At 60.4% G+C, this 14844-nt stretch carries 9 protein-coding genes; all 9 read right to left on the bottom strand.

The features are described 5' to 3' along the window. Nucleotides 1-1419 (bottom strand): xylulokinase (gene xylB / locus MUM_RS0110300; RefSeq protein WP_010169616.1); only part of this gene is annotated, 1419 nt, incomplete at its 3' end. A 150-nt stretch (nucleotides 1420-1569) separates the two neighbouring features. After that, the gene (locus MUM_RS0110295; protein WP_010169615.1) at nucleotides 1570-3051 is read right to left on the bottom strand and encodes a mannitol dehydrogenase family protein; all 1482 of its coding nucleotides are present in this window, start codon (nucleotides 3049-3051) and stop codon (nucleotides 1570-1572) included. Nucleotides 3052-3068: 17 nt separating this feature from the next. After that, on the bottom strand, nucleotides 3069-4172 hold the full coding sequence (locus tag MUM_RS0110290; RefSeq protein WP_010169614.1) for an ABC transporter ATP-binding protein: 1104 nt from the start codon (nucleotides 4170-4172) through the stop codon (nucleotides 3069-3071). Nucleotides 4173-4215: 43 nt separating this feature from the next. Further along, a complete protein-coding gene (locus MUM_RS0110285; protein WP_003215312.1) occupies nucleotides 4216-5046 on the bottom strand; it encodes a carbohydrate ABC transporter permease in 831 nt (276 codons plus the stop codon). A gap of 10 nt (nucleotides 5047-5056) precedes the next feature. Beyond that, nucleotides 5057-5983: a carbohydrate ABC transporter permease gene (locus MUM_RS0110280; RefSeq protein ID WP_010169613.1), complete on the bottom strand. Its 927-nt coding sequence runs from the start codon at nucleotides 5981-5983 to the stop codon at nucleotides 5057-5059. A 208-nt stretch (nucleotides 5984-6191) separates the two neighbouring features. After that, complete coding sequence (locus MUM_RS0110275) at nucleotides 6192-7502, bottom strand: ABC transporter substrate-binding protein (protein WP_003215317.1); 1311 nt, start codon at nucleotides 7500-7502, stop codon at nucleotides 6192-6194. Between the two features lie 278 nt (nucleotides 7503-7780). Beyond that, on the bottom strand, nucleotides 7781-8686 hold the full coding sequence (locus tag MUM_RS0110270; protein ID WP_010169612.1) for an AraC family transcriptional regulator: 906 nt from the start codon (nucleotides 8684-8686) through the stop codon (nucleotides 7781-7783). 71 nt (nucleotides 8687-8757) lie between these two features. Beyond that, on the bottom strand, nucleotides 8758-10041 hold the full coding sequence (locus MUM_RS0110265) for a glycosyltransferase (RefSeq protein WP_010169611.1): 1284 nt from the start codon (nucleotides 10039-10041) through the stop codon (nucleotides 8758-8760). A gap of 89 nt (nucleotides 10042-10130) precedes the next feature. Further along, entirely contained in the window at nucleotides 10131-14777 is a 4647-nt protein-coding gene (locus tag MUM_RS1000000132795) for a dermonecrotic toxin domain-containing protein (RefSeq protein ID WP_010169610.1), read from the bottom strand. Nucleotides 14778-14844: the final 67 nt, after the last annotated feature.

Here is a 14844-nt window from a genome sequence, read left to right as displayed (position 1 = left end):
GGCATCCGGCAGCGTACGGCTGGCCGCGTCGACGCTGACGCAGCGCTCGCACAGCTGCGCCAGGCTCTCACCCGACTGGCACCATGCCGCCTGGATCGCCGCGCCCAGGGCAGCGGCTTCGCTTTGTTCGGTGCAGATGACTTCGGTGTTCATGATATCGGCAACCATCTGGCGCCACACCGGGCTTTTCGAGCCGCCGCCGATCAGCCGGATGCTCTGGCTTTGCAGGCCGGTCTGGCGCAGCAGGTCCAGGCCGTAGCGCAGGCCGAAGGTGGTGCCTTCGACCACCGCGCGGCACAGGTTGGCGCGGGTCAGGTTGGTCATGGTCAGACCGTGCAGGCTGCCGGTGGCGTGGGGCAGGGCGGGCACCCGTTCGCCGTTGAGGAACGGCAGCATGCTCACGCCGTCGGCGCCAATCGGGGCCTCGGCCACCAGGGCGTTGAAAGCCGCCAGGTCGAGGTCGAACAGTTCGCGGATGACCCCGGTGGCATTGGTCAGGTTCATGGTGCAGATCAACGGCAGCCAGCCGCCGCTGGACGAGCAGAACGTCGCCACCGACGCCTGGGGGCTGACGTTGGCCTGATCGGCAAAGGCATACACGGTGCCGGATGAACCCAGGCTCATGGTGATCACGCCGGGGGCGATATTGCCGGTGCCGATAGCGCCCATCATGTTGTCGCCGCCGCCACTGGACACCTGCGCATTCGGGTTGATGCCCAAGCGCTCGGCGATGGCTGGCAGGATGATGCCCACTGGCTGGTTGGCCTCGATCAACTCGGGCAGCGCGGCTTCAAGGCGCCCTTCGGGGTCGATGTGGCGCAACAGCGCCAGGTCCCATTCCCGGGTGCGCACGTTGAAATAACCGGTGCCCGAGGCATCGCCGTACTCGGCGCAGGCGCGGCCGGTGAGCCAGTAGTTGAGGTAATCGTGGGGCAGCAGGACATGGGCGATGCGCGCGAAAATCTCCGGGTGCTGTTCGCGGGTCCACACCAGCTTGGACACGGTATAGCCGGGTGCGATGGCCACGCCGAGGCGCTCCAGGGAGCCGCTTTCGCCGCCCAGATGCTGCAGCAGGCGATCGTTTTCCGGCGCGGTTTCGGTGTCGCACCACAGCTTGGCCGGGCGCAGTACCTGGCCCTGGTCATCCAGCAGCACCAGGCCGTGTTGCTGGCCGGAGACGCCGATGGCGAGGATGTCCTGGCCGTCCACACCGGCCTGTTGCAAGGCGCGGTGGGTGGCTTCGGTGAACGCGTCCAGCCATTCCTGGGTGTGCTGTTCACGGCGCCCGTTGGCGCCGCTGATCAGGGTGTGGCTGGCAGCGCCCAGGCCCAGGACTTTGCCGCTGGCGGCGTCGAGGACGATCGCCTTGGTGCCCTGGGTGCCGCAGTCGATGCCGAGGTAGAGGTTTTGCTGGGTCATGATCGTCGCTCAGCAGTGTTGTTTTTGGAGTGAGAATGCGATCAACGTGGGAGCTGGCTTGCCTGCGATGGCGGTCCTTCAGCCAGTAACCATGTAGCTGATACACCGTTATCGCAGGCAAGCCAGCTCCCACATTTTGATTCGGTTCCGTCAGTTGAGATTGGCGAGCAGCCGCTCCAGCGTTTTGCTCACACCCACATCCTGCAGGCTCTCGAAACACCGCTCAAACGCTGCCACAAACGCAGGTGAGTTGGGAATAGCCGTACCAAAAATCTCTTCCACCCCCAGCAGTCGCTGGCTGATCAGCGCACCATCCGTCACCAGCCCCTGGCAAAAGTCGGCACGGGGATCCGGAATCCGGTAGATCACGCCATTCTCATCCACGCCTTTCAAGTACAACGCCCACGCCGCCACCACCAGCGCGGCGCGCTCGGTCTCGCGGCCATCGGCAATCAGGCGGTTGATGGTGGGTACGGTGAACTTGGGAAACTTCGAGGAGCCATCGGAACACACGCGCTCCAGCTGGTCGGCAATCGCCTGGTTGGAGAAGCGGTCCACCAGAGTCTGCTTGTACTCGGTCAGGTCGATGCCCGGAACCGGCGCCAGGTTCGGCGTGACGTCCAGGTCCATGTAGGCGCGCATATACGCCACGAACAGCGGATCGTTCATGGTCTCGTGGACGAAGCGATAGCCCTTCAGAAAGCCCAGGTACGTCAGCGCCAGGTGGCTGCCGTTGAGCAGGCCGATCTTCATTTCTTCGTACGGTGTGACGTCATCGGTGAATTGCACGCCCACCGTCTCCCACGCCGGGCGACCGTTGACGAATTTGTCTTCCAGCACCCATTGCACGAACGGTTCGCAGACCACCGGCCAGGCGTCGTCGATGCCGTGCTCGTCGTGCAGTTGCAGGCGGTGCGCGGTGCTGGTCATCGGCGTGATGCGGTCGACCATGGCATTCGGGAAGCTCACGTTGGCCTTGATCCACTCATGCAGGTCAGGGTTATGCAGCGCGGCAAAGGCCAGCAAGGCTTTGCGGGTGACGGCGCCGTTGTGGGGCAGGTTATCGCAGGACATTACGGTAAAGGCCGCAACCCCGGCGGCACGGCGCTGGGTCAACGCGGCGCAGATAAACCCGAACACGGTTTTCGGCGAGCCCGGGTTGGCCAGGTCGTGCTGGATCTGCGGCAGGTTGGCCATGAACTCGCCGTTGCTGTCGTCGATGCAGTAGCCGCCTTCGGTGATGGTCAGCGAGACGATGCGGATTTCCGGGCTGGCCAGCTTGTCGATCAGCGCCTGGGCACCGTCTTCGGCCAGCAGCATGTCGCTGATGGAACCGATAACCCGCACTTCGGTGTCGTCGGTGTCGCCCAGTTCATACAGGGTGAACAGATAGTCCTGGCCGGCCAGGTCGTCCCGGGCCTTGCGGTCTTCGGCACGCAGGCCGACCCCGCAAATGCTCCAGTCCAGGCCGGTGCCGGTGTTCATCAGTGCATCGGTGTAATACGCCTGGTGGGCGCGGTGGAACCCACCGACGCCAATGTGCGCAATGCCCTGGCGGGTATCGGCGATCGCATAGGTTGGCAACTGCACTTCAGGGGCCAGTTGCGTGAGGTTTTGCTTGTTCAGTTTCATGGGTAAGTCTCGCGAAATCAGGCGGCGGCGCGCAGGGGGCGGGCCACGGCAACGCCGTCAGCGTCGAACAGATGGCATTGGGTCGGGTCCAGGTACAGCTGCAGGGTTTCGCCGTATTGGCTGGCCATGTCGCCCCGGATACGCAGGGTCAGCGGCTCTTTGCTGGCGGTGATGACGTGGCAGAAGGTGTCGCTGCCCAGGCGCTCGCCGACGTCGGCGGTGACGGTCAGGGTGGCTTGCCCCGGCGAGGCGATTTCCAGGTGCTCCGGACGAATGCCCAGGGTCACCGCACTGCCGACACTCAAGGTCGCGCTGCTCAGGGGCAGGCTGATGCGGCCGCCGGCATCCAGCTCGACTTCGCAACCCTGCGCGTCAACGCGGGTGACCTTGCCTTTGAGGAAACCCATTTTCGGCGTACCCAAAAAGCCTGCGACAAACAGGTTGGCCGGCTGGTGATACAGCTCCAGCGGCGAGCCCACCTGTTCCACGCGGCCGCTGTTCAGCACGACCACCTTGTCGGCCAGGGTCATGGCTTCGACCTGGTCGTGGGTCACGTAGATCATGGTGGCTTGCAGCTCTTTGTGCAGGCGCGACAGCTCCAGGCGCATTTGCACGCGCAGGGCGGCATCGAGGTTGGACAGCGGCTCGTCGAACAGGAAGATCTTCGGGTTGCGCACAATCGCGCGGCCAATGGCGACACGCTGACGCTGGCCGCCGGACAGCTGCTTGGGCTTGCGCTCCAGCAACGGGCCCAGCTCCAGGATGCGCGCCGCTTCGTTGACCTTGCTCTCGACAATCTTCTTGTCGACGCCTGCCAGGTCCAGGGCAAACGACATGTTCTTGCGCACGCTCATATGCGGGTACAGGGCGTAGGTCTGGAACACCATCGCCAGGTCGCGCTTGGCCGGGGTGACTTCGGTGATGTCGCGGCCATCCAGCTCGATGGTGCCTTCGGTGACTTCTTCCAGGCCCGCAATCAAGCGCAGCAGGGTGGATTTGCCGCAGCCCGACGGGCCGACGAACACCACGAATTCCTTGTCGTTCACCTCAAGGTCGATGCCCTTGATGATGGAGAAACCTTCGAAGCCTTTTTGCAGATTCTTGATTTTCAGGTTGGCCATGATGGGCCTCCGCTTCTAAATTCGTTGTTGTTTGAAGGTGCCGTTATTTCACGGCGCCGAAGGACAAACCGCGGACCAGCTGTTTCTGGCTGATCCAGCCAAAGATCAGGATCGGCGCACAGGCCAGGGTCGACACGGCAGACAATTTGGCCCAGAACAAGCCTTCGGGGCTGGAGTACGAGGCGATCAATGCGGTCAGCGGCGCGGCGTTGGACGAGGTCAGGTTCAGTGACCAGAACGCTTCGTTCCAGCACAGGATCAGCGACAGCAACACCGTGGAAGCCAGGCCACCCTTGGCGATCGGCAGCAGCACCCGGACCATTTCCTGCCACAGGGTGGCGCCGTCCAGGCGGGCGGCTTCGAGGATGTCTTTCGGGATGTCCTTGAAGTAGGTGTAAACCATCCAGACCACGATCGGCAGGTTGATCAGGGTGTAGATGATGATCAGCGCAATGCGCGTGTCCAGCAGGCCGAAGCTCTTGGCCAGCAGGTAGATCGGCATCAGCACGCCCACCGGCGGCAGCATCTTGGTGGAGAGCATCCACAGCAGCGTGCCCTTGGTGCGCTTGGTCTCGTAGAAGGCCATGGAGTAGGCGGCCGGCACCGAGATCAGCAGGCACAAGGCGGTGGCGCTGAAGGAAATCAGCACCGAGTTCCAGGCATAGCTGAAGTAATTGCTGCGCTCGTTGATGTGCAGGTAGTTCTCCAGCGTCGGCGTGAAGATGAACTGCGGCGGGGTGGCGAACGCATCGATTTCGGTCTTGAAGCTGGTCAGCACCATCCAGAAGATCGGGAAGAAAATCAGGATCGCGATGGCCCAGGCCAGGGTGCCGAGCAACACACTTTGCAGGCGGCGGGATTGTTGGAGCGTCATGGCGCGGCCCTCAAGGCTTGTCAGTCAGGTTTTTGCCGATCATCCGCACCAGGATGATCGCCGCGATATTGGCGATGACCACGGCAATCAAGCCGCCGGCCGAGGCCATGCCCACATCGAACTGCACCAGCGCCTGGTTGTAGATCAGGTAGGCGAGGTTGGTCGACGCATAGCCGGGGCCACCGTTGGTGGTGGTGAAGATTTCCGCGAACACCGAGAGCAGGAAGATGGTTTCGATCATCACCACCACGGCAATCGGGCGTGCCAGGTGCGGCAGGGTCAGGTGCCAGAAGATCGCGATGGCGCCGGCACCGTCCAGGCGGGCGGCTTCCTTTTGTTCCTGGTCCAGGGACTGCATGGCGGTCATCAGCAGCAGGATCGCGAAGGGCAGCCACTGCCAGGACACGATGATGATGATCGACAGCAACGGGTAATGGGCCAGCCAGTCCACGGGCTGGGCGCCGAACAGCTTCCACACGTAGGCGAGAATCCCCGACACCGGGTGGAAAATCAGGTTTTTCCAGATCAGCGCACCGACGGTGGGCATGATGAAGAACGGTGAAATCAGCAACACCCGCACCAGGCCGCGACCGAAAAACTCGCTGGCCTCCAGCAGGGCGCTGATCAGTACACCCAACACCACGCTGATCAGCAGCACGCTGCCCACCAGCAACAAGGTATTGGTGGCACCGGGCAGGAAGCCCGAGTCGGTGATGAAGTAGGTGAAGTTTTCCAGGCCCACGAATTGGTTTTCGCCGGGGTAGAGCAGGTTGTAGCGAATCAGCGAGAAGTACAGGGTCATGCCCAGCGGCACGATCATCCACAGCAGCAACAGGGCCACCGAGGGGCTGACGAGGAACCAGCCGGGGTTGATCAAGCGGCTTTTGCGCGGCTTGTCCGGCGTAGCGGTTTGCACTTGGGCAGTGGTGGTATTCATGGTGATCAGGACCAGTCAGGTACATGCGGAATGCGGGTCGGAGTGCGGTTAAAGGTGGGAGCTGGCTTGTGTGGGAGCTGGCTTGCCTGCGATGGTATCCCCCCGGTTTAGCTGACAGACCGAGGTGTCTGCATCGCAGGCAAGCCAGCTCCCACCAAGAGCCTCTCACACAAAAGCGGGTTCCCACATTCAGTGTGGTGAGACCGCTTTACTTGGGATAACCGGCCCGCTTCATTTCGCGTTCGGTGAAGGTCTGTGCATCCGCCAGGGCTTTTTCGGCGGTCGAGCCACCGGTCAGTGCACTGGAGAAGAACTTGCCGACCTGGGTACCAATGGCCTGGAATTCAGGAATGGTCACCAGCTGGATGCCCACATACGGCACCGGCTTGGCCGACGGGTCTTTCGGGTCGGCGACTTTCAGCGATTCCAGCGTCACCTTGGCAAACGGCGCCGCCTTCATGTATTCGTCGCTGTAGGTCGACTTGCGGGTACCTGGCGGTACGTTGGCAATCCCGTCGGTCTTGGCGACCAACTGGCTGTATTCCTTGGAAGTGGCCCAGGTGGTGAAGACCTTGGCGGCGTCCTTGGCTTTGGAGCTGGTCGGAATCCCCAGGGACCATGAGTACAGCCACGACGTACCTTTGTCGGTTTTCTCATGGGGTGCAAAGGTAAAGCCGACGTGGTCAGCCACTTTGCTTTGGGTCTTGTCGGTCACGAACGAGCCGGCGACGCTGGCGTCGACCCAGATCGCGCACTTGCCGCTGTTGAACAGCGCCAGGTTTTCGTTGAAGCCGTTGCTGGAGGCGCCCGGCGGGCCGGATTTTTTCATGTTGTCGACGTAGAAATTCAACGCGTCTTTCCACTCGGGACCGTTGAATTCCGGTTGCCACTTCTCATCGAACCAGCGTGCACCGTAGCCGTTGGCCAGGGTGGTGATCAGCGCCATGTTCTCGCCCCAACCGGCTTTGCCGCGCAGGCACAGGCCGTACTGTTCCTTGTCCTTGTTGGTGAGCTTGGCGGCGAATTCGCCGATCTGCGTCCAGGTCGGGTGCTCGGGCATGGTCAGCCCGGCGTCCTTGAACAGGTCGGTGCGGTAATAGGTGATGGAGCTTTCGGCGTAGAACGGCAGGGCGTACAGCGAGCCCTTGACGGAAAGCCCGTCACGCACGGAAGGGAAGACGTCGTCCAGGTCGTAGGAAGCAGGCAGGTCCTTCATCGGTTCCAGCCAGCCCTTGGCGCCCCAGAGTGCAGCTTCGTACATGCCGATGGTCAACACGTCGAACTGTCCGCCCTGGGTGGCGATGTCGGTGGTGAGGCGTTGGCGCAGGACGTTTTCTTCCAGTACCACCCAGTTCAGCTTGATCTCCGGATGCTCGGTCTCGAAGGTTTTCGAGAGCTTTTGCATGCGAATCATGTCGCTGTTGTTGACGGTGGCAATGGTCAGGGTTTGCGCGCCAAGACTGACGGCGCTCAGGGTCATGCAGGTGCAGGCAAGCAGAGCTTTAGCTGTGAACTTCATCGCGCACTCCATTTCTGCGCCCAGGGGCTACAGAAGGACAGTTATTGTTGTTGTGTCTTCCACGACAGCTGGAAGAGTGTGCGTTGATTACAGCCTTCAATTGGCGTGGTGACAAATCCTTGGGAGCACTTCTACTGATACTTTTTTGCACTCGGCGGATTTTCGGTGGGAACACGGTGCAAATGTGGGAGCTGGCTTGCCTGCGATGGCTGTGTGTCAGTCACGGCGCTATCGCAGGCAAGCCAGCTCCCACAGAAAAGCGGGCCCGCGGTTGTTCTTCAAGCGAGGTTTTGTTCGGTCAGGCGCTGTACCGCCAGGCGCCGGTAGTGGGATGGGGTCATGCCCTTGAGCTGTTGGAAGCGGCGGTTGAAGTTGGAGATGTTGTTGAAGCCTGACTCGAAGCACACATCGGTCACGGCCTTGTCGCCATCGGCCAGCAGCTCGCAGGATTTGCTGATGCGCAGGCGATTGACGAATTCAATGAAGGTGCGCCCGGTAGCCTGCTTAAACACACGGGAGAAGTAAGTGGGCTTCATGCCGAGGTATTCGGCGACTTCTTCCAGGGATAATTCCCGCGCATAGTGGGCAAAAATGTAGTCCACCGCCCGGTTGGTGCGGTCGATGCTGTGTTCGTCCGCCAGTTGCGGGGTGGTCACGCCGGACAGCAGTTGGTAGTCCTCGCAGGCACTGAGCACCTCCATCAGGATGAAGAAGTGCCCCAGGCGCGCCATGCCCTGGGCGTCCTCGATGCGTTGCATCAGGGTCATCGCCTGGGCGATGGTCTTCTTGCAGCGAAATTCGATGCCGTATTGCGCCCGTTCCAGCAACGGCGCAAGGGTCTTGAGCTCGGCGAACACATGACCGCCGCCCTCGAACAGCTCATCGGTGAAGTTCACCAACATGTCGCGCTTGGGCACCACTTCGTCCTCGGCCACCTGGCTGATCCAGTTGTGGGGCAGGTTGGGGCCGGTGAGGAACAGGCTTTCCGGGTAGAAGTTGCCAATGTAGTCGCCGATGAACACCTTGCCGGAGCTGGCGACGATCAGGTGCAGCTCGTATTCCTTGTGGAAATGCCAGCGCACCAAGGGGCACGGGAAGCCGTGTTGGCGATAGATGATGGACAGACCGTTGTGATCGTCCATCAGCTCGTAGGAAGGGTCGGTGATTCTCGCTGCTCGGGTCATGCTGCAGTCGCTTTATTGTGGTTGCGAAAAGGATAATGCCCCCTTGCGCGCCACCTCGCCAGCGCCGCTGTTTAAAGCTTGCGGTTTTTCGCCTCGATCCACTGCGCCATGTACTGGGTACTTTTGTGCAGGTGATGGCGCAGCATGCTGCCGGTGAAATTGTTGCGCCGGTGCGCGGCCAGCTCGCTGCGGCATTGTTCCAGGCGCGCCACCAGGGCCGGGCCGTGGAGGTCCTGGGCGTAACGGCGGGCCAGTAATTGCCGGCCGTCTTCCTGGGCCTGGGTCCAGCGTTCCTGGTCTTGATACAACGCAACCGCCTCGGCCGCGAGGGCCGTGGCGCTTTGCTCGACCACGCCGGGCCACGGTTCGCCCATGGCTTCGGCGCCAATCGGTGTGGTGACGCTCGGTGTGCCACAGAGCATCGCGTCGGCCAGTTTGCCCTTGATGCCGGCACCAAAGCGCAGCGGGGCCAGGCAGATACGCGCGGCGGTCATTACCTGCAGGGCGTCTTCAGCCCAGTTCATCACGTGAAAACCTTGGGCCGGGTTGTGCAGGGCGGTGGCCTTGGGCGGTGTGTAGGCGCCATACACGTGCAGTTGAGCGCCGGGCAGTTGCTGGCGGATCAGCGGCCACACGCTGTTCTTCATCCACAACACCGCATCCCAGTTGGGTGCATGGCGGAAGTTGCCGATGCTCAGGAAGTGCGCGCGGTCTTCAAACGGCGCAAACGCTTCGGTGGGCGGCGTCAGCATCAATGGACACCAGTGGAGCAGGGCGGCGGGCACCTTGAAATGCTCGGTCAGCAAGCGGCTTTCCACGTCGGAGATCATCAAGCTGATGTCACAGCGATAAATCGCCGCGATCTCGCGTTTGGCCAGGTCGGTGTCGGCCATGTAATCGAATTCGGCGGCAAGGTCCGGGCTGAACAACGGGGTGAAGTCATCAGCGTCGGGTTGAGCCTTCAGGAACTCCTTGAAGCGCTGGTGGCGGGCCTCCCGCAGGCTTTGCAAGTCCGAGCTTTCCAGCACGCGAAGGGCATTCGGGCAGCATTTTTCCACCCGCCAGCCGAACTGCTCTTCCATCATGAAACGGTCGAACAGCACGATATCCGGGGCCAGTTCGGTGATGAAATCATCGAAACTGCTGTTATTCAGCTCAATTGCACATTCGCGAATGCCCAGGGCGGGCAAGTCGGCCTTGTGTTCGCCGGTGACGGCCGGGCTGCTGAAGGTGATGTCCCAGCCCTGGGCCAGGAAGCTTTCCAGAATCTGCATCATGTGCCCGCCGGCCGCCGAAGAGCGGGGCTCGGGCCAGACGTAACCAATGACCAGGACTTTGGTGGCGGACGGGTTCATGAGCAGGGCGTTCCTGTGGGCAAAAAAACGGCGCGATTAAACCACAATTGGCCTGGTGTCGCGCCGCCTTGTGATGGCGTATCGGCGGATCAGGCGCTCAAGGCCTGCTCGACGTACCCATAGCCATCCGGGCTTTTCGGTAAATTGAACAGGGTATTCGTCCAGTTGTTATCGAGGGGGCTCATGTTGGGGTTCCTGCCCTCCCTGATCTTCCATCCCAAGGCATCCCAGCGTTTCATCGTCGTCTCCAGCTCGGCAGTGTATTGCCGGGCGGGGCAGGCTATTTCGGCCCATGGGTCAACGATCCAGGCATCGGCCCATTCGGCTTGCGAGAAGTCGACGGTATCGCCAGGCAATATCGACGGCCCGCCAACGACGGTGAACGCGTGAGCGTCGCCCGCGCCCCAGGTATAGGCCGTGCCCCCGCTTTTCGTGATGATATCCCTGGCGAGCAGGCTCATTTCGCCACAATTTCCGGCGCCGCTTTTCAGGGCCTGAGCCCCAAGGTCTTGGGTCATTGGATTTGCGGTGTTGCGCAACCATCCAATGGTTTGGCTGGCGGCATCGGCTCGTTTTATATCGGCGATTGAATGTACCTGGTTGCTGGGGCCCAGCCCGGTGGCCTTCATCGCACGGTCCACCGACTCCTTTGCCTTCTGCGCATAAAACTGGTTTTTTTGTGCCTCGGTCAGCCCGGCGAAGTTATCGGGTTTTGCCAGGGCCGATAACTTGTTTGGCATCAAGGAAATATTGGCGCTGCCAAGCGCGCCTCGTGATTGTAGCTGGAACACCACCTCACGCTGCTGCTCGACAGTCATCGTGGCGACCTTGTTTTTGAGTTCAGCGATGTCCGCTTTTGAGTAGCCATTCCTCTCCAGTGACTTGTAAGCGTCCTTCAATTTAGGCAATGCAATGAAGTTGGCGTCATTCGGATGGCCCGAATTGCCCTGGCGTATATAAAATTTTGATCGATATTTTTTTGCCAGCGCCAATTCAAAGTCTGTCGCGCCGCATTTGCTGAATGTCACCTCTGTTGCCGGCGGCGTGCTGAGCTTCACGTAATAAAATTCAGCGGTATCCGCCTCAACCACCAGGTATTGGGAGGGGTCGCCTGCTTTTGGGCTGGACACCACAATGCCGCGCATCTCACGTTGATCGTTGACGCCAGGGCTGATGCTGCCGAGCCTCACCACACGTGTTTCTGCCTCAAGGAACTTGTTGGTGGTACCAGAGGGGAGGCCGAAGTGCGGATCGTCGATTATTTTTCCGTCGATAAGTGTTTTGTATTCGATAGGCTTTTGGGTGGGAAGCGGTACGAGCTTGGCGCCCATTTCAGTATCGACCATCTTATGCAGGCGTCTTTCCCGAACCACGAACCGGTCACTGTTGAACAGTTTGCGCGGGGAGGGAAACAGACGTTCGTGTTCCAGCGCCTGTAACTCCAACTGCAGCTCGTTGCCAGTGCTGACGATGATCCTGGAGAAACACTCATCGTTGGCGCCGCGTTTCGCTCTCCCGACAGGCGCTGCAGGCACCGGGCAAATGGCTTCGTAGTTTTCCAACTCTGCCTCGCGCCCGGCAGACTCCAGGTCCGTCAGTTGGCCGGGTTGTCTGGCGTTGTAGCGATAGACCTTCTCGCCATCCACTACATCAAAGCCGTCGGAGCGTGAGATGACATAGGCATCTTCTGCCAATGATTGTTCGGTGACCAACGCCTGGGTGCCGTCAAAGAAGGTTTCACTTCGCAGTGGGAGCGTTGATGGGGTTGGGGCGGCTGGCAGGATGAAGGGATCTTCAGGAACGCTGCTCGCACCCACGGAAAACAGGGCGTTCATCGCGCCATCCGCAGCTTTGAGTGCGCCATCACGGCGCTCGGCCAAGGTGTCACCCGAAACCGATTTTTCTACGCCAAGGGCTGTTTCAGCGATCGCGGCGGCGGTAGCCACCCCGGTGGTGATGATGCCTGTGGGAGCCAACTTTGCCAGCAATCCTGTCCCAACCGTGATGTCGTTGAGCCAAGCGTCGCGAATGACCTCGCTGTTTGATTTGATCGCCAAGTCCGCATCACTGCTCGCGCGTTTTTCGGTTATCTCGGTGATGTGCTGGAAGACATCGCCGTGAATACTGATGTTGGCACGGTCGATGGTGATGCCTTCCTCCAGATCCCACTGGTTTGTCCCGAGCATGGCCAGCGAGGTGTCGACGCCGTTATAGCTGATACCGTCCTGCCGGTCGTACACGGAGAAGTGCGACGCCAGGTCCTTGCGCTTCTTCGGATCCCTGGCCTGGTCGACGATCCATTGGTCCATTTTTTCCAGAGAGTCGAAGCGAACAAAGTCCGGGTCGCCTCCAGGTATGTAAAGCACCTGCGTGCCATCACGCCGGCCATTGGAGTAGAGGTATTGCCCATCGTCCTGGGCGGTGAAACGCACGATATCGGAACCGTAGCCATTGATATCCAGGGGATGGGCCCGGACAAAGCCGCGTGTCGATGTCGATGCCTGCAACTGCGCTACGGTGATCGGGGCACGCTCATTCACCGAAACATTTGACGCCGCCCCCATGACCAGCAGGTAGTCCTCGCGCGTGAATTTGTGCTCATCGGCAAGCTTTGCCTGCTCTGCCGGGGAAAGCGCTTCGTAGGCCCGCAATTGCTGGCGGGCCTGGGCAATAAACCGGCCTTTGAGGATCGAGCGAAAGTCGTTGCGGTGCTGATCCCAGAAGTTATCCAGCTTGGTAGTCATGATCGTCTGGAGATCCGTTTTCCAGCTTTCGTTCATCACTTCTGAGGGGGCAAGTGCAAACTTGTGGTGTTCTCCATAACCCTCAGGGTCGGTGTACAGGCCCGAGGTGGCGTCGAGCATGCCAGGAACCCAGTCGGCCTCACTGAAATTTTTCAATAAGGCGTCCGGCAAGCGCAGTGAGCTTTTGATCCGCCGGTGGGACAGTTCTTCGGACGTGCGGGCCGTGTCAAACCGGTTGTGGTAAATCGTGTCGGCATCCACCGTCTTACCCGTGAGCTTAAAAATAATCGCCTCGGCAGATTTCTTCGCTTCAGCACGTGCGTTGGGCAGTGCCGCGGCGGTGGTGCTGGCAATGTTTTCAAACTTGCTTTTTTCAGCCATGGCACGGGCAAGGTTGTCGTAATAGGTATCCGCTTGCTGCTTATGCGTTTCAAGGGATGGGATCGAATGCTCCGGAGTTGCCGGCGTGGAATCGAAAGCCCCTCTATGTTCAAGATAGTCGGCCCGCTCCTGGGCTTGAACGGCCGTGTCAGTGGGCGGCTCATTGTAAAAGCCGGCGACCATGCTCAATGGCACGTCGATAAACTGGCTCAAGCGCGGCATCTGTAACGACTGTTCAGAACCTGGTGCGATGAGTTTGCCTATTGCCAGGAGTGGGCCGGCGATCTGTGCCCAGCCTGAGTCGTCTGATGGCTCAAAGATTTTCAGTGCGCCGTTCACCGTGGCTGTCGCTTGCCCGGTCGCGGGAATAACCGTGAACGTACCTGGATCAACGTTTTGCCGGGCCAGCCATGCCTGGACCGCCTCGTGGTCGAGCAAGCCGCGGTAAAGTTCGAGCCAACGGCCCAGCAGCGAGTGGCGTAGCACCGTGACGAGCGCTTCTGATTGACCTTCGGCCGCTCGTCTCAGTGCACGGGAATAAGCGATCGCCAGGATCGTCTCTTCGGAAAAGAGGTCGGCATTGCCGGTGAGGAGCGCGACAAGCTGGTCGACTTGCTCCCGGCTTTCCGGCAGTGGCTTGCCCAGGGTTTTCAGGAAGCTCTCCAGACTGGCAGAGGCCCCAGGCTCACTTGCGTGCAGTTGGCTATAGGTTGAGCCGGCATGGAGGGGCACCCGGGTTCTGGACAATAGGTCGGGGAGCGTTTCTGGCGTGACGCGGCCTGAGTCCATGCCCGTACGAATCAGGCTCAGTTCCTGCGCGAGGTTATTGCGATCATAGATATCGCCAACGATTCGGCGATGAATTGCCAGCGTCTGTGGACCACGGGCTTTCTCCGATTTGAGGCTGGATTTGAAACTATCGTCGTAGAACGCTTTTACCATCGAGGCGTCTAGCGTGCCGCTCATAATCTCAGTGTAGGACAGGGGCGTTGGCAGCCCGCTGCCGATGACGACAGCTTCTGCGATTGCCAGGTTCCGGATCGCGATATTTGAGGAACCTTCGCTTTCGGTTGTGAACCTCACCAACCTGCCGTTGATCATGCCGTTGAGGCTCGACTTAGAAGGCAGAAACTTAATGCTCGACGCATCAAAGCCGGTTTCTTTGATAAAGGCCTGAAATGCAGGGCTGTTCAGTGCAGTGCGCAATTGGGTTAACCATTGCCCAAGGGTCGAAAGGGGTGGCACCTGCAGGGTCGTGGTTTGTTGATCGTCCGTTTGCGCCAGGATTTGCGCCACCTGCGCGTCGGCCTCGGCGCGGGTTGATGTGTTCGGATCACTGCTTACGCTGGACTCTGAAAGACTGCGTTGCCTGGTCAATGGCATTGACGGCGCAGAGGGCGGCGCATCTTCCAACGCTAGGCGCATCAGCCCAAACCCTGAGCGTTTCGGAAACGGCGCGACTTCTTTGTCACCCGGTTCGGGCGGCGCATCACGGGGGGGCGTGGTGAGTGGCCGCAGCATGTTGGGTGAGCCGAGGGGCCGGATGCCGGTGCTATCGTCCGCAGGCATCTGTCTGGTGGAAGCTGGGAAATGGGACTCGACACTTCTCATGAAAGCTCCTTGAACTGGGGAGGCCGGATCAGGAATGACCGAACTTACCCGCCTGTGTCGAGTCGCG

Source organism: Pseudomonas sp. PAMC 25886 (assembly GCF_000242655.1).
In the GTDB taxonomy this organism is placed as follows: domain Bacteria; phylum Pseudomonadota; class Gammaproteobacteria; order Pseudomonadales; family Pseudomonadaceae; genus Aquipseudomonas.
Note: the sequence above shows the minus strand (reverse complement) of the source record. Positions and strands in the feature narration are given on the sequence as shown.